Annotated in this window: 16 protein-coding genes and 1 tRNA gene; 3 read left to right on the top strand and 14 right to left on the bottom strand. The window is 52.0% G+C overall.

Going from position 1 to position 15998, the window contains the following annotated elements:
- A partial coding sequence (locus tag QQL65_RS01365) for a hypothetical protein (protein WP_284361280.1) occupies positions 1-191 on the top strand: 191 nt, incomplete at its 5' end.
- 387 nt (positions 192-578) lie between these two features.
- Here the strand turns inward: QQL65_RS01365 and QQL65_RS01360 are convergent.
- Genes QQL65_RS01360 through QQL65_RS01350 form a run of 3 tightly spaced genes read right to left on the bottom strand, consistent with a single transcriptional unit; the run spans position 579 to position 4531 of the window.
- Positions 579-2222, bottom strand: a complete 1644-nt coding sequence (locus QQL65_RS01360; protein ID WP_284361279.1) for a thiamine pyrophosphate-binding protein — start codon at positions 2220-2222, stop codon at positions 579-581.
- Between the two features lie 12 nt (positions 2223-2234).
- Positions 2235-3386, bottom strand: coding sequence for a CaiB/BaiF CoA transferase family protein (locus QQL65_RS01355; protein ID WP_284361276.1), 1152 nt, complete (start codon positions 3384-3386; stop codon positions 2235-2237).
- Positions 3386-4531, bottom strand: a complete 1146-nt coding sequence (locus tag QQL65_RS01350; protein ID WP_284362054.1) for an acyl-CoA dehydrogenase — start codon at positions 4529-4531, stop codon at positions 3386-3388. The genes QQL65_RS01355 and QQL65_RS01350 overlap by 1 nt, the downstream gene beginning before the upstream one ends.
- Before the next feature lie 244 nt (positions 4532-4775).
- On the opposite strand from QQL65_RS01350, the gene QQL65_RS01345 reads away from it, so the two are divergent.
- Positions 4776-4849, top strand: a tRNA-Gly gene (locus QQL65_RS01345).
- A 2-nt stretch (positions 4850-4851) separates the two neighbouring features.
- Here QQL65_RS01345 and QQL65_RS01340 read toward each other — a convergent pair.
- The 7 genes from QQL65_RS01340 to kynA form a co-directional block, all read right to left on the bottom strand.
- Positions 4852-5382: a GNAT family N-acetyltransferase gene (locus QQL65_RS01340; protein ID WP_284361274.1), complete on the bottom strand. Its 531-nt coding sequence runs from the start codon at positions 5380-5382 to the stop codon at positions 4852-4854.
- 58 nt (positions 5383-5440) lie between these two features.
- A complete protein-coding gene (locus QQL65_RS01335) occupies positions 5441-5884 on the bottom strand; it encodes a hypothetical protein (protein WP_284361271.1) in 444 nt (147 codons plus the stop codon).
- 240 nt (positions 5885-6124) lie between these two features.
- Positions 6125-6553: a hypothetical protein gene (locus QQL65_RS01330; RefSeq protein ID WP_284361268.1), complete on the bottom strand. Its 429-nt coding sequence runs from the start codon at positions 6551-6553 to the stop codon at positions 6125-6127.
- A 129-nt stretch (positions 6554-6682) separates the two neighbouring features.
- Entirely contained in the window at positions 6683-8602 is a 1920-nt protein-coding gene (locus QQL65_RS01325) for a putative bifunctional diguanylate cyclase/phosphodiesterase (RefSeq protein ID WP_284361265.1), read from the bottom strand.
- Position 8603: 1 nt separating this feature from the next.
- Complete coding sequence (locus QQL65_RS01320) at positions 8604-9737, bottom strand: FIST signal transduction protein (RefSeq protein ID WP_284361261.1); 1134 nt, start codon at positions 9735-9737, stop codon at positions 8604-8606.
- A gap of 224 nt (positions 9738-9961) precedes the next feature.
- Positions 9962-10201: an Lrp/AsnC family transcriptional regulator gene (locus QQL65_RS01315; RefSeq protein WP_284361258.1), complete on the bottom strand. Its 240-nt coding sequence runs from the start codon at positions 10199-10201 to the stop codon at positions 9962-9964.
- On the bottom strand, positions 10198-11043 hold the full coding sequence (kynA, locus tag QQL65_RS01310; RefSeq protein ID WP_284361255.1) for a tryptophan 2,3-dioxygenase: 846 nt from the start codon (positions 11041-11043) through the stop codon (positions 10198-10200). The genes QQL65_RS01315 and kynA overlap by 4 nt, the downstream gene beginning before the upstream one ends.
- A gap of 4 nt (positions 11044-11047) precedes the next feature.
- On the opposite strand from kynA, the gene QQL65_RS01305 reads away from it, so the two are divergent.
- Positions 11048-11218: a hypothetical protein gene (locus QQL65_RS01305; protein WP_284361253.1), complete on the top strand. Its 171-nt coding sequence runs from the start codon at positions 11048-11050 to the stop codon at positions 11216-11218.
- Positions 11219-11224: 6 nt separating this feature from the next.
- On the opposite strand, the gene kynU is transcribed toward QQL65_RS01305, so the two are convergent.
- The 4 genes from kynU to QQL65_RS01285 are packed head-to-tail and all read right to left on the bottom strand — an operon-like array spanning position 11225 to position 15990.
- Positions 11225-12418, bottom strand: coding sequence for a kynureninase (gene kynU, locus QQL65_RS01300; protein ID WP_284361251.1), 1194 nt, complete (start codon positions 12416-12418; stop codon positions 11225-11227).
- A 7-nt stretch (positions 12419-12425) separates the two neighbouring features.
- Entirely contained in the window at positions 12426-14045 is a 1620-nt protein-coding gene (locus tag QQL65_RS01295) for an AMP-binding protein (protein WP_284361249.1), read from the bottom strand.
- Complete coding sequence (locus QQL65_RS01290; protein ID WP_284361247.1) at positions 14042-15187, bottom strand: acyl-CoA dehydrogenase family protein; 1146 nt, start codon at positions 15185-15187, stop codon at positions 14042-14044. Before QQL65_RS01290 ends, QQL65_RS01295 begins: the two co-directional genes overlap by 4 nt.
- The gene (locus tag QQL65_RS01285) at positions 15187-15990 is read right to left on the bottom strand and encodes an enoyl-CoA hydratase family protein (protein WP_284362052.1); all 804 of its coding nucleotides are present in this window, start codon (positions 15988-15990) and stop codon (positions 15187-15189) included. The genes QQL65_RS01290 and QQL65_RS01285 overlap by 1 nt, the downstream gene beginning before the upstream one ends.
- Positions 15991-15998 lie beyond the last annotated feature (8 nt).

Raw genomic sequence — 15998 nt, 5'->3', positions numbered from 1 at the left:
TGGCCGCGCCGCGCAGGGGCAACAAATCGAATAGGACGGCTTTAGTCCGTCATGAGATTTGTGTTGCGCCCCGTGAGCGAAAAGACTTCCAGAACAGCTTCAACATGCCGTTCGATGATTTACGCCTGCCTTCGGCGTCAGACTGGACAATTTGCAACCAAGCGAAGAACGGCGACCCACTCTTCATTTGACCCAGCTTTCTTTATGAAGTGGTTGCTCTTTTTGACGCCGCCGTCGCAGCCTTATGGCTGCTTCCCCGACACCCCCGCCAATTGCTGCCCAACACTTGCACTGAGCAAGCGAGAGACAAGATGGACGAGCACTCAGTGCGAGGACCCCGGCGGACTTTTCCGCCGCGTCCGCGCAGGTGCAGTGATTTACATAGGGCGGACACACTTGTGTGTAGCCCGTCATGAAAATCACGGTGTGCACCGTGAGCGAAGAAGAGTTCTTCACGACCCCAACAACGCGTCCGTTGTCCGCAAGGTCTTCAAGAAAGCTGCACACAGTTTAGCGCGCTCAGAAAGGGCGGGGATAAGTTTTGGCGAATTTATCTCATCAACAGTGGTTGCTGGCGCCTAAGCGCCACGCAATTTGCTGATCGTGGTGGTTGGTGAAATTGCCTCGGGATCGATTTTGATGTGAATAATTGACGGTTTGCCAGCAGCGCGAGCGCGATCAAATGCAGGTGCAAACTCTTCGGTCTTCTCTACCGTTTCGCCATGTCCGCCATAGGCGCGGGCGAGGGCAGCGAAATCTGGGTTCACCAAGTCGGTGGCCGAAATACGATGCGGGTAGTGCTTCTCTTGGTGCATGCGGATGGTGCCGTAAATGCCATTGTCGATTACAAGCGTGATGATGTTTGCGCCCGATTGCAATGCTGCGCCAAACTCATTGCTTGTCATTTGGAAACAGCCATCACCTGCAAAGCAGATCACGTCCTTTTCCGGGTGGCGGAGTTTGCCCGCGATGGCAGCAGGTAGGCCATAACCCATTGAGCCTGAAGTTGGCGCGAGTTGTGTGCCATATTTCTTAAAGCGCCAGAAGCGGTGTAGCCAAATCGCATAGTTACCCGCGCCATTGGTGAGGATCGCATCGTCGTCTAGCGTTTCGCGCAGGTGCGCCATGATCTCGCCCATTTGCACATCGCCTGGCGTCGCCGGTAAATTGTCGGTCCATGCATGGTAGGCAGCGTTCGCTGCTTCGGCAGCACCTGTGTCGGCGCGGGCGGGGATGGTTTCAATTGCGTCAAAGAAAGCGCCCGGTGTGGCGTTGATGGCCAAAGTGGGCGTGTAGATGCGCCCTAATTCTTCTGCGCCGGGGTGAATGTGGATCAAGGTTTTGCCCGGATTTGGCATGTCCAGAAGCGAGAAGTTCTGGCTTGGGTTTTCAGAAAAACGTGCGCCGAGCAAAATCACGCAATCGGACTTGGCGATCCGCTCATTCAGCGCTGGGTTGATGCCCAGCCCCACGTCACCTGCATAGTTTTTGTGGCTGTGATCAAACAGTTGCTGACGACGGAAGGAGCAACCAACAGGTAGGCTGTGTTTTTCACTAAAGGCGCGCAGTTGGGCAACGGAGGTTTCGTCCCAGCGTGAGCCACCGGCGATGACAATCGGGTCTTTGGCGTTGGCCAAAAGCTCGGCAAACTGAGATGCGGCTTTTCTGGTTGGGGCGGGTTCTGCGACTTCGATAAAGGTGCAAGGATCAACGTCTACCGTATCGCGCAGCATATCTTCAGGCAGCGCTAGAACCACAGGTCCGGGGCGACCGCTCATCGCGATGTGGTATGCGTGGGCAATAATTTCTGGAATTCGGGACGCGTCGTCGATCTCTTCAACCCATTTGGCAAGGTCGCCAAATGTCTGGCGATAATCAACTTCTTGGAAGGATTCCCGGCCCTTCATTTCGCGGCCAATTTGACCAACGAACAGGACCATTGGGGTGGAATCTTGCTTGGCCACATGCACGCCAGCGGCGGCATTGGTGGCACCGGGACCGCGGGTAACCATGCAAATGCCCGGGCGGCCAAGCATTTTGCCGTCTGCTTCTGCCATGATGGCGGCACCACCTTCGTGACGAGAGGTGACCACATTGATATTGCTATCCACTAGGCCATCCAGAACAGCCAAATAACTTTCGCCGGGCACGCAGAACACGCGGTCAACGCGTTGGGCCTCTAGGCATTTCACCAGAATTTCGCCGCCGGTCATCTTCGCCATTTCAAAATGGTCCTATTCTTTATTCTTTTGCAATTCGGCCAAAATCTCAGCGCGGTGCTGATCGACTTTTGGGGAAGCTTTATCAAGGGTCAGTTCAGCATCGGAAAATGTGATGGGGGTGCGCACGCCGGGCACGCCATCAAGGTCTAGTTGCATGTTGCGCGCAATCACTTGTGGGTCTGCAAAGACCTCATCGATATTGTTGATTGGTCCGGCTGGCACGTTGCAACTGTGCAGCGCGTCCAAAAGCTCCCACTTGTCCCATTTTGCAAAAGCCTCGGCCAAGATTTTGGTCAATGCTTCGCGGTGGTTTTGTCGGGCGGAATTGGTCGCGTAAGCTTCGTCGGTCGCCAAATCGTCAAGCTCTAGCAAGTGGCACAGACGCTGGAATTGCCCGTCATTGCCAACGGCCAAAATGATATGTCCATTTTTCACTTCAAGCACTTGGTAGGGCACAATATTGGGATGGGCATTGCCCATGCGCTGCGGCGCGACACCAGAGGTGAGATAATTCATGGCTTGGTTGGCGAGAACGCCCACCATTGAATCAAGCAATGCCATATCCACTTGCTGGCCAATCCCAGTGCGTTCGCGCTGCCACAATGCGGCTTGGATGCCGATGGTGGCGTAAAGCCCTGTCATAATATCCGCCAAAGCGGTGCCGATTTTTTGCGGCTCGCGTCCCGGTTCTCCAGTGATCGACATCATGCCGGACATGCCTTGGACGATGAAGTCGTAACCTGGTTGCGGGGCGTAGGGACCAGTTTGGCCAAAGCCAGTGATCGAGCAATAGATTAGGCGCGGGTTGATTTCTTTCAGCGTGTCGTAATCAAGGCCATATTTCTTGAGGCCGCCAAGCTTGAAGTTTTCCACCAACACATCTGATTGCCTGACCAGGTCGAGTACAATTTCGATGTCATCAGGGTTCTTGAAATCCAATGCAATTGAGCGCTTGCCTCGGTTGCAGCTGTGGAAATAAGCGGCTGACCGATCATCTTTACGCTCAACGAAAGGAGGTCCCCACGTGCGGGTGTCATCACCCTTTGGGCTTTCGACTTTGATCACGTCTGCGCCCAAATCCGCAAAGGTTTGGCCGACCCAAGGGCCAGCCAAAACCCGTGCAAGTTCAAGAACTTTTATGCCTTCAAGTGGCTTGTTGGACATCAAAAGAACGCCTGTAATCCAGTTTGTGAACGACCAAGAATAAGCGCATGCACATCGGCAGTGCCTTCGTAAGTGTTCACGGTTTCAAGGTTGATCATGTGACGGATCACGTCAAATTCATCCGAAATGCCGTTGCCGCCGTGCATGTCACGGGCCATGCGGGCAATGTCCAACGCTTTGACGCAGTTGTTGCGCTTCACGAGCGAGATCATTTCTGGCGCGGCGTTGGCTTCGTTCATTAAACGACCAACGCGCAATGAGCCTTGTAGGCCAAGAGTGATGTCAGTCATCATGTTGGCGAGCTTGAATTGGAATAATTGCATTTGTGCCAATGGCTTGCCGAACTGCTTGCGCTCCATGCCGTACTTGTTGGCGGCGTGCCAGCACGCTTCAGCAGCGCCCATGGCGCCCCATGAAATGCCGTAGCGGGCGCGGTTCAAGCAACCAAATGGACCTTTGAGCCCTTCAACATGCGGCAGCAAAGCATCTTCGCCCACTTCCACATTTTCCATGACGATTTCACCAGTGATAGACGCGCGAAGCGAAAGCTTGCCGCCGATCTTTGGTGCGGAAAGGCCTTTCATGCCTTTTTCAAGGACAAAACCGCGGATTTTGCCGCCATGGGCATCTGACTTGGCCCAGACCACAAACACATCAGCAATCGGGCTGTTGGAAATCCACATCTTGGTGCCGTTCAGCACATAGCCATTGTCGGTTTTTGTGGCGCGGGTCAGCATGCCGCCTGGATCAGAGCCAGCATCTGGCTCGGTAAGGCCAAAGCAGCCGATCAAGTCGCCAGCAATTAGCCCGGGCAGATATTTCTGACGCTGCTCTTCTGAGCCATAGGCATAGATTGGGTAGATCACCAATGATGATTGCACTGACATCATGGAGCGATAGCCGCTATCGACGCGCTCAACTTCGCGGGCGATCAGACCGTAAGCCACATAGCCCATGTCAACGCCGCCATATTCTTCCGGGATGGTTGAACCCAGCAAGCCCATATCGCCCATTTCTTTGAACAGGGCAGGGTCAGTTGTTTCGTCATTGTAGGCTTCGCGAACGCGCGGGCGCAGCTTTTCATCAGCGAAGGCGCGTGCGGTTTCTTGCACCATGCGCTCTTCTTCGGTTAGCTGATCATCCATGCGGAATGGATCTTGCCAAGTGAATGCCCCAAGGTCAGGGCGGTCTTTATCGCGAATGCTCGGGCGCTCAGTTGTCACGGGTCGTACCTATGGGTTATTTTAAACTTCAAATAGTTTATCAGATCGATTGGCGCGATTCCAACGAAAGATGCGCATTTGTTCATGCGCAAAATGCATTTAACCCAAAAGTCGCAGTCAATCCTTGACGGAAATCATGTGGCGCTGCAAAGGTGAAGCGCTCTGTGCGGGTGTAGCTCAATGGTAGAGCAGCAGCTTCCCAAGCTGACGACGAGGGTTCGATTCCCTTCACCCGCTCCAACTTACCCCAAACGATATACATCTGTTGGCAAGCCATTTTCATCCAGCCCGCTTGAAATGAGCGCAAAGCCTAGGCCTTTGAGGATTTTGATGGACGCGGCGTTCTCTGGGTCAACAGTGGCGCGCAGGCGCGAGAAGCGGCAGCGCTCATTCCCATCCCGCACTATGGCTTGAGCGATCTCTTTGCCATAGCCTTTGCCCCATGCGGCAAACTCAAAGCCATAGATAATTTCGGGTGAAGTGCCTTCGGGATGGACGATGCCGCCCCAGCCGATCATGCGGCCGGTCGACTGTTCAATAATTGCACCAGCGCTTGATCCGTTTTTGACAACTGATGCGTAGGATGCTGCGATCCAGCGCTTGGCTTGTTCTTCGGATATTGGGGTGCCGTCATCAACCCATTTAGAAACACGGCTGTCGGCGAAAATCTCGACGATACGCGTCACGTCTGCAGCCGCAAATGGGCGCAAGCGCAAGCGGCTTGTCTCAAAGCCATATTGTTTGCTGTTTATTGATTGTTCAGAATCCGCCATGCCAAGATAGTAGGAAGCGTGAACTATTGGAGCAAGCAAAATTGGTTTGCGAAGGTGTTTAGTCTTTGCAGAGCGTTTTGAGAATCGAAGAGAGGGCCAAGGCAATCTCGTCCAATTGAGCGGCATATCGGGTATGCTTGCGGTCCATCATATATGGGTCTTCGCTTGAATGAATTGAGCCGTAAAAGAAATCATTTTGCACGCTGATTTTTGCGCAGTGCTCAAGCGCAACTGTGCATTTCTTTGCCAACAGGCGCGCATCATCGCTATCTGGCGTGACGGTTTTGGCTTCAATTGTGGCTTTGTGCGCAATTTGGCGCATTTTGCCGATATTGGTGTTGATTTCTGATAGGCGCGCGAGCGTTTCTTGACGTGTAAGCGGTATTGGCTTTTTAAGCTTTTTACCATCCTTATCGCGCGTTGTGAGCGCAAAGCAATTCGGCGTCCGAAATGCTTCAGGAATAAGGTGATCGAGAAAGTTTTTCTTCATCGCTGCAAACATAGTTTCTGCCCCATTTTCCCCCGACAGATCTTGTGCGTGGGGGAAAATACTATGCGATGTTTTAAAAAACCCTAAACCAATCATGCGATTTGGGTGAATATATCAGTTGATCTGACGATTGTTGATGTACAATTCGGCTATATCGATTTACCGAATGGTAAAATCTCACCATTCCCACCTTCTAATATTTGTCTGTTCACAGTATTCAATCGTTTTACTTGCTATTTATCAACTTTGATTTCATCCGGTTTGAATAATAATGCCGATTACTAGTGTTGCGAACACAAGGCAGATCGGGATTAGGCAAACCTGAAGAGCTGCCTCTCTTCCTGAGATTAGGCCGGTATTGGTGGCAAATGGCTGGCGTAGAAATGTTGCCCATCGCGTTTTGTGTTGGCCCGAAAGAGGATCAGGTTTGGGCAGGCGTGTGAGCATGTAAGGTGTGCCAAAATACATGACGAAATAGACGGCGCAGATCACAATCATAAAAACGGTTTGGCTGGAGCCGCTAAAGACCCACCAGAAGATGCACAGCATTGCGAGATAACTTCCAGCGACGATGCCATACACACCAATGTGCAGTTGTGTTTCAGGCTCATCCGCTTGGCTGAGGAGGTGAGTGGTTATCTGCTCAAGCTCTGATTGAACCTGTTTGGCTTTGAGTTGCATATCGCTGCTCCATAAGATGTATTGTGAATGCATCTTATGGTGTGTGGCAATGTATAAGCAATATTTCACATGCATCAATTGATGTGTAAAAGTGACGCGTAGGCTATGACAATTTGAAGAGTGTCGGTGTTATGACAAGCAGCGCGTCTCGCGGCGGTTCCAATGTTGGGCATTGAGTACCATCTGAATTTGACGATCACTGCCTTTGTTGAACTCATCAACGTCTTTCGCAGGCTTTCCAAATAGGAAACCTTGCCCTTGGTCACAACCAGCAGACTGCAGCTGGCTGAGTTGCCAAATCTCTTCCACGCCTTCTGCGGTCACAATTGTATTGAGTGAACGGCCAAGGCTGACAATGCTGTCGATAATGGCATTGCATTCCGCGTTGCCGCCAATACCTTGGACAAAAGAGCGATCAATTTTGATTTTTTGGAACTTGTATTTTGCTAGGTAAGACAATGATGAGTAGCCAGTGCCAAAATCATCGAGTGCCACAGCAACACCCATCTTGTTGATATTGTGGATGATCTCCATGGTCATTTCAGGGTTCTGAACCAGAACTGACTCAGTAATTTCCAGCTCCAAACGACGCGGATCAATACCGCTATTTATGATGGCGGTTTCAACCATGTCGACAAAACGCAAGCTGCGCAGTTGATGGGAGGAAACATTTACGGCAATTTTTTCGTCATTCTGCCATGTGGTTGCCTCTTGGCATGCGCGTTCAAGTACCCAGCGGCCAATTTCTGAAATCTGTCCGGTTTCCTCAGCGATGGCAATAAAGCGGTCCGGTGGAATGTGACCCAGTTCAGGATGTTGCCAGCGCACGAGTGCTTCGTAACCCTGCACTTCTCCGTTGATGAATGAGACTTGGGGCTGGTAGTGCACCTCGAGTTCCGTGCGGCTAATTGCCCGGCGGAGATCAGTGGCGACGCGACGCCGCTCACGTACCTCGACATCCATTTGGGTTTCAAAGATGCGGTATTTAGATTTCTTGTCGGTTTTGGCTCTGTAGAGCGCCAAATCTGCAAACTGCATCAGCGTTTCCGCGCAATAGTCGCTGCTTGGACCCAAGGCGATGCCAACGCTCGCGTCAATGTTGAGATCGTGCTGATTGATGGTCAATTGCTTCCACAAAATATCGCAGATGTTCTGCGCCATATCGCACAGTTCTTCTTCATCTGTTGGTCGATCGACAACGATCAAAAACTCATCGCCACCGAGACGGCCGATCACCACATCTTCGCTGATCATGTCTTTAAGACGACGCGAAACGCATTTGAGCACCGCATCGCCAGCAATGTGACCAAGCGTGTCGTTGATTTCTTTAAACCCGTCCAGATCAAGATACATGATGCCGAATTGGTAGTCCTCGTTTTTCGCACGCTCAATGGCTTCGTCGAGCGTTGCCCGAACATTTGCGCGATTGGGAAGGTCCGTAAGGCTGTCATGGTGCGCGAGTTGGAATATTCTGCTTTCAGCAACAACACGGTCTGTAACATCTGTGTAGGTCAGCAAGTAGCCGCCCGATGGCAAAGGATTGACTGTTATTTCTATGCTTTGACCATTGTTGAACGCATGGATTTCGCTCGACCATTTGTCCGTCGAAACGCGCTTGTAGCAATGGGCGACGAAGTCTTCCCAATCATCGCCAAAGAACAGATCTTTGTCTGCACGCGTTTCAAGCAGCTCGCGCAGTGTCATGCCCTGCCACATTTGCGTTTCTGCTAGACCGAACATGGCACAATATTGTTGGTTGAATACTTGCAGGTCATCATTTGCACCAAATAGACAAAGCCCTTGGTGCATGGCGTTGATTGCCGCTTCGAACCAAGTGTTTTGTTCTTTGGTTTTTTCGACAGTCTTGCGCAATTCAGAGTTAAGCTCGTCGAGCTCTTCGTTCATCAAACGGGTTGCGCGTTCGCGGCGCTGCGCGTCCAAATCGATTTCTTTGTATGCGCCGTCCACCAGTTTTGCGAGCTTTTCGATGTCGATATTGCCTGCATCATCTTTTGCGGAGGCAATTTGTCTTACCAGGAGCCTGTGCATTTTATGCAACATCCTTTTCTGAGAATGTCGAAATAGTCATGGTCTGGTTGTGGAACATGGTGTGGGTGCCGCTCGAGCGCGGGCAAATTTCGCCATAGGAGTAGAAGCCGATATAGGGCACATCCTGTCCGATATGGTCGTCAACGGTTTCAATTTCGTCTTCGGCGCGCTGGCCCATAACGAGCTTGCGGCCGATGCAGCTCACCAACAAACCCAAGCTATCGCTTTTATTTCGGGACGTGGCATCTGTTGCAGCCTGCGCAGCACCATAGATTAGCGCATCGCGTGTCGCTGTCATCAATTGTGCTACAGCGCCCTCTTGCATGGTGCCAGCGAAAATCAGCGATTTTGCGTCTCGATCAATGTTCAAAAGTGTGCGCACCGCGCCTTGGTCTTCTTCGTTCGTTGGGTGAACCCAAAGCGGAAACAAGAGGCCAGAGGCGGGCAGTGCAGCCGCTTCGTCGCCCAAATAGCGTTCGTACAAATCGAGCGCGGGCTTGCCGTCCAATTCATAGAGCACATTGCCTTCAGCCCGTGTAACCACACGACGTGGCCCGAAAGGTGTCCAGCCGCCTTCACAACCGTGTGCGACATCTAGCGCATCGCCATATAGGCCAACCGCAACCACCATTTTTTCGCCGACCTGATCGTTCAGCCCAACAAAGGTGCGCACAAACTGGTCACCATCGCCTGCCAATCCGCCAACTACGGGAATGTGGTTTGGAATGAGTGTGGCCATGCCTTCGACAAGTTCTGTGCCATTGACCTGCATGCCGTCACTCAGAACAAATACTGCGGCCAGATCGTCAGCCATCAAGTTTGTGGCGATGTCTAATCCTGCGGTTTGTGAGTTGGTTGAATCGCTGAAAGGGATGCAAACCGACTTGAGACGCGTCTTATCGAATTTCACCGCCGCACATGTGGCGTTAGCGCTGGCATGTGCTTGGCGCGAAAACTGACCGCCGGAAGAACATCCCATGAGTGTCGCGTTTGGTGCGCGCTGCCGTAACGCACGATGTAGATCTTGGGCCAAATCGGGGTCTGCGAAATAGAGCATCAAGTCTGGCTCAAAACCAAATTGCCAGTTTTGTCCCAACTGCTCTGCTGTTGTGTTTGAAAAGGTTTCAACGCGCATATTTCGCCCCTCGCAATTTCCCTGTTGCTGAGCGTATTTTTGTCGGTTGAGAGAAAGAAAAGCTTAATTGGGCAGGCTTTGCTGCAAAATTGGTTAATTAAATCAAGCGTTTTCTTTTAAGAATGGAGCGAAGTCCTAGAAACCCGGCGCCTTTCGACGCCGGTGATGTTGTGTAAGAGGAAATACGTAGTTGCAATTTGCAAAACGGCTTTAGCAAAGGACGCTTAAAACGCCTTGAAAGTTAAGGTTGTGAGCGATCGGGAAATACCTGGAATGTCCAAGATATTGTCATTGATATACATGCCCACATCTTCACCCTCAGGAATATAGATCTTCATCAAGAGATCGAAATTGCCGCTGGTGGAATAGAGCTCGGAAGTGATCTCACGCTCATAGATGGCATCAGCGACCTCGTACGTCTTGCCGGGGTCGCAACGCAGTTGCACAAAAACACAAGTGGTCATAGCTGGGTCCTCACATGCCATAGTTCGGGGAACAGTTCTACTTCCAGCATACGCCGGAGATAGGATACACCGCCAGTGCCGCCGGTTCCCCGCTTAAATCCAATAATTCGCTCAACTGTTGTAACGTGATTAAAGCGCCAGCGGCGGAAATAATCCTCAAAATCAACAAGCTTTTCAGCCAACTCGTAGAGCGTCCAATATTTGCTTGTGTCTTGATAAACAATTTTCCATGCGTTTTCGACATCGCTAGAGGGCTGATGTTGCTCGCGCACATCTCTTGTTAAAATCTCATTAGGTACGTCAACACCGTTGCGATTGAGCAAGCGCAGTGCTTCGTCATATAGGCTTGGTTGATTGAGTTCATCGTCCAACAATTGATGGATGTGCGGTTTGTGCGCGTGCGGTTTGAGCATCGCTTTGTTGCGGTTGCCCAAAATATATTCAACTTGCCGGTACTGTTGAGATTGGAAGCCTGATGACTGCCCAAGCGTGTTGCGAAATTCAGTGTATTCGCTTGGGGTCATGGTGCGCAGCACGTCCCATGCGCTATTGAGTTGTTCGAAAATGCGAGCGACGCGCGCGAGCATTTTAAACGCGGGCGCTAGGTCGTCATTGCGCAGCGCGTTGCGGGCGGCGATTAATTCATGAATAGCAAGGCGCATCCACAATTCAGATGTTTGATGCTGAATGATAAACAGCATTTCATCATGGGCCGTCGAGAGTGGCTTTTGCGCGTCTAGGATTTTGTCGATTTGTAAGTAGTCGCCATAGGACATGCGTCCGTCGAACGACATTTGAGCGCCTTCTTTGGCGGGGTCGTAGGGCTTGTTTTCGTTAGTCATCATTATGTCCAATATTGAATTACAGCATTTCCCGAAATTGGGCGAAGAACAATTGCTAGTTCAAATTGGCGGCATCGCCGCGTGGGATACCAAAACGACTTTCATCGGTCACATACCAATCGCACGCAACAAAGTGATGTTGCGCCCAGTTTTGATTGATATGACCGAATGGTGATTGCATTTAGGTTACTCGTGACCGTGTTTGATATTGCGGATTATCCCACAACTTTTCATTGATGACACGTTCCAATATTGTGGCTGCACCAACAACATCATCTTCGTCGATGTAAAGTGGGGTGAAGCCAAAACGCATAGAGTTTGGCGCACGGAAATCGCCGATCACACCGTTGGCAATAAGGGCCTGCATGCCGGCATAGGCATGTTCGAATTTGAATGAAACCTGCGAACCGCGATTGTTGCCATCGCGCGGACTGGCCAATTCAAGGTTTGGGCAACGCGCCTCCACCTCTGAAATAAACAGATCGCACAATTGAATTGATTTGGCGCGCACGTCGGCCATTGAGACCATGTCCCAAATGTCTAGGGACGCTTCAAGCGCTGTGAGCGCAATCACTGGCGGTGTACCAACGCGCATCCGTTCGATGCCAGCACCTGCCTGATAATCTAGATCAAACGCGAAGGGGGAGGCATGTCCCATCCAGCCAGAAAGGGCAGGGCGGATATTGTTCTGATGTTTGGGCGCCACATAGATGAAGGCGGGTGCGCCCGGGCCACCGTTTAGGTATTTGTAGGTACAGCCCACGGCAAAGTCGGCGTCGCAAGCGGTAAGGTCAACTTCAACCGCGCCAGCAGAGTGGGCCAAGTCCCAAATCACGATGATACCAAGCGCATGCGCTTTTTCGGTGATCGTTTTCATGTCGTGCTTGCGGCCAGTGCGGTAATCCACCTCGGTGAGCATCAACACGGCGATCTCTTCGCTTAGCTCAGCTTCCACATTTTCAGGATCGGCAAGGCGCAGTTCATGCCCGTTGTTGAGTGACTTCAGCAGACCATCGACCATGTAAAGATCTGTGGGGAAATTGCCATTGTCTGAAAGGACTACTTTGCGGCTTTGGTTTAGCTCAAGCGCTGACGCCACGGCTTGGTAGACCTTGATCGACAATGTATCACCCATAACCACGTAGCCAGCGGGTGCGCCAATGAGTTTACCGATACGGTCTCCAATGCGTGCTGGTTGTCCCATCCAATCGGCTTTGTTCCAGCCGGTGATCAGCATGTCGCCCCACTCTTGGGTCAACATGCTGCCCACCTTCTCGGGCGTTGCTTTGGGCAAGGGTCCCAAAGAATTGCCATCGAGATAAATCACACCTTCGGGCAGGTGAAACATGGATTTGGTCTTTTGAAAAATGCTCATTTGACTTTTACGATGCTCGCAATTGAAAACGCTGGATCTTGCCCGTTTGGGTTTTTGGCAGTGCGTCGGTGAAGATCACAGAACGCGGATATTTATAGGGTGCGATGGTGGCTTTCACATGATCCTGCAATCGCTTGATGGTGTATTCATCTTTTGGCACATCATCGGCCAAAACAACATGCGCCTGAACGATAAAGCCGCGATCCTCATCCGGTGCGCCAACCACGGCGCACTCAACCACATGCGGGTGCGCCAATAGGGCGGCTTCAACTTCAGGGCCGGCAATGTTGTAGCCAGCAGAGACGATCATATCATCATTGCGGGCGGCGAAATGGAAATAGCCATGATCATCTTGCACAAATGTATCGCCGGTAATATTCCAACCGTCGCGCACATATTTGGCTTGGCGATCATCGGCCAGATATCGACATCCGGTTGGGCCGCGAACGGCCAAGCGACCAGGTTCGCCACGTGGCATTTCGTTCATGTTGTCGTCGACGACTTTCGCTTCATAGCCGGTCACAGGACGCCCAGTGCACGCCGCTTTTGCATCTTCAAATCGATTGGTGATGAAAATGTGCAGCATTTCGGTGGCACCAATGCCATCAAGCATTGGTTTGCCGGTTTTTTCGCGCCATTCATCAAATACGGGAGCAGGGAGCGTCTCGCCTGCAGACACCGCACATCGCAATGTTGAAAGGTCAGCGCCTTCATCCATGGCGCGCATCATGGCTCGGTAAGCGGTGGGGGCTGTGAAGCAAATGGTGGCTTTGTGGGTTTCGATGATTTCGATCATATTTGCGGGAGAGGCAGTTTCCAGCAGCGTCGCCGTCGCGCCAAACCGAAGCGGGAAGATCGCTAGGCCGCCAAGACCAAAAGTGAACGCCAATGGGGGCGAGCCAACGAAGACATCTTTTGGGGTAACGCCGAGCACTTCTTGCGCATAGCCATCGGCAATCATCAAGAGATCGCGATGGAAATGCATGGTGGCTTTGGGATCACCTGTGGTGCCGGAGGTGAAGCCCAAAAGTGCCACATCGTCGCGGCCCGTATCTACGCAATCAAACTTGACGGGTTTGCCGAGGGCAATCCGATCAAGTTCCGCGTCGTGGTTGGCGGTGCCATCAAAGCTGACAATGGTTTTGAGAAATTTCGAGGTTTTTCCGCATGAAACGATTTCATCCATCATCCGGCTGTCGCAGAGCGCAAAGCTGATTTCGGCTTTGTCGACGATGGCCGACAATTCACCCGCGCGTAGCATAGGCATGGTGTTGACCACCACTGCGCCTGCCTTTGTGGCTGCGAGCCAGCAGGCAACCATTGCAGGGTTGTTGGCGGAGCGAATGAGAATGCGGTTGCCCGGCTTTACCCCATAGTCTTCTACCAATGTGTGGGCGAGGCGGTTCGTCCAATCAGCAAGTTCTTTGTAAGTGCGCTGACGGCCATTGCCAATTAGCGCGACATTGTCGCCAAAACCTTTTTCGACCATGCCATCGGTTAAGATGCGGCCAACATTAATCCGCTCAGGATAGTTGAAATTCTCAGTGAGAAAGGTCGGCCATTGGTCTTCTGGCGGCAGGTTGTCCCGCGTAAACGTGTCGGTATGCGCCGATGGTCCCAGCTTCATGATCTCTCTCCCATTGCTTGCCGCGCGATCACGATTTTTTGGACGTCAGATGCGCCCTCATAAATGCGTAATGCGCGAATCTCGCGATATAGGCTTTCCACAATCGAGCCCTTGCGAACTCCATCCCCTCCGTGGATTTGAACAGCCTTATCAATAACTTCTTGTGCTTTGTCTGTGGCGTATAGCTTGGCCATGGCGGCTTCGCGCGTCACGCGTTCTGCGCCCATATCTTTTGTCCATGCGGCGCGATAAACGAGTAACGCGGCGGCATCTACATCAAGCGCCATATCTGCAATGTGGCCCTGAACCATTTGTAAATCAAAAAGCGGTGCGCCGAACAGTTCGCGGTTTGATGCGCGATTGAGCGTTTCGTCCAATGCACGGCGCGCAAAGCCAAGGGCCGCAGCGCCTACAGTTGAGCGGAAAACATCCAAGACCGACATGGCGATCTTGAAGCCTTGCCCTGGCGAACCGATCATTGCGGAAGGCGGCAATTGCATATCAGTGAATTTGAGACGCGCCAGCGGATGTGGGGCGACAACATCGATGCGCTCGGCGATTTCGAGCCCGTCTGTATCTGCGGGAACCAAAAAGGCGGAAAGTCCTTTTGCGCCGGGGCCTTCGCCTGTGCGCGCAAACACAACATAGATATTAGCAATGCCGCCATTTGATATCCACGTTTTTTCGCCGTTCAGGACATAATGATTGCCCTTCAGTTCAGCGCTGCATTCGATATTGGCAACGTCTGATCCTGATTTTGGCTCGCTTAGTGCGAATGCAGAGATGGCTTCGCCGGAACGTGTTTTCTTCAGCCAGTCACGCTGTTCACTGGTGCCAAACAAAGATACCGCGCCCATGCCAAGGCCCTGCATGGCAAAGGCAAAATCGGCCAGCCCATCATGGCGTGCAAGCGTTTCGCGGATCAAGCAAAGGCTGCGCACGTCGAGCTTTTCGTCTATGTTTGCGCCTGAATGGATAAGAAAGCCAGCGGCGCCCAGATCAGCAACAAGCTTTTGGCAGGCAGCGTCCGTGTCCGAATGATCGACAGGCAGGTTTGCACTGCACCATGCTTCAAGTTCTTGAGACAGTGCGCGGTGTTTGTCTTCAAAAAAAGGCCAATTCAGAAAGCTCTTATCTGACATCAGTCGCCCTCAAAAACCGGTTTTTCTTTTTTCACAAAAGCGTTGTAGGCGCGCTCAAAATCTTGGGTTTGCATGCAAATGGCTTGCGCTTGAGCTTCTGCCTCGATCGCTTGGTCCAGCGACATGTTCCATTCCTGGTTCAATTGGGTCTTGGTGATGCCGTGGGCAAATGTTGGACCTGAAGCAATGCGTTGCGCCATTTTGATGGCCGCTGTCTCGAGCTCGTCGGCGCTATGCAGGGCATTGAAAAAGCCCCAGTTTGCGCCTTCTTCCGCGCTCATGGATCGGCCGGTATATAGCAGTTCTGCGGCGCGGCCTTGGCCGATGATGCGTGGCAACATTGCGCATGCGCCCATATCACAACCTGCGAGGCCAACACGGGTAAACAGGAACGCGGTTTTGGCTTCCGGTGTGGCAAGGCGTAAATCTGAGCACATGGCGATGATGGCACCTGCGCCAACGCAAACACCATCAATTGCGGAGATGATTGGTTTGCCGCAATAGAGCATGGCTTTGACCAAATCGCCGGTCATGCGGGTAAAGGCCAACAGCTGCTTCATATCCATATTGACGAGCGGGCCAATAATGTCGTGCACATCGCCGCCGGAGCAGAAGTTGCCGCCATTGGATTTGAACACCACCACATCGACATCGTCAGCGTAAACCATCTGCCGGAACGTGTCGCGCAACTCGGCGTAGCTTTCAAAGGTCAGCGGGTTTTTGCGCTCAGGTCGCAGCAGGTTGATGATAGCAACCCGGCCATCCATTTCCCAAGAAAAGTGCTCTGGTTTCAAGTCTTTCATCGAAACGG

The organism is Maritalea porphyrae (assembly GCF_030159895.1).
Classification (GTDB): Bacteria; Pseudomonadota; Alphaproteobacteria; order Rhizobiales; family Devosiaceae; genus Maritalea; species Maritalea porphyrae.
Note: the sequence above shows the minus strand (reverse complement) of the source record. Positions and strands in the feature narration are given on the sequence as shown.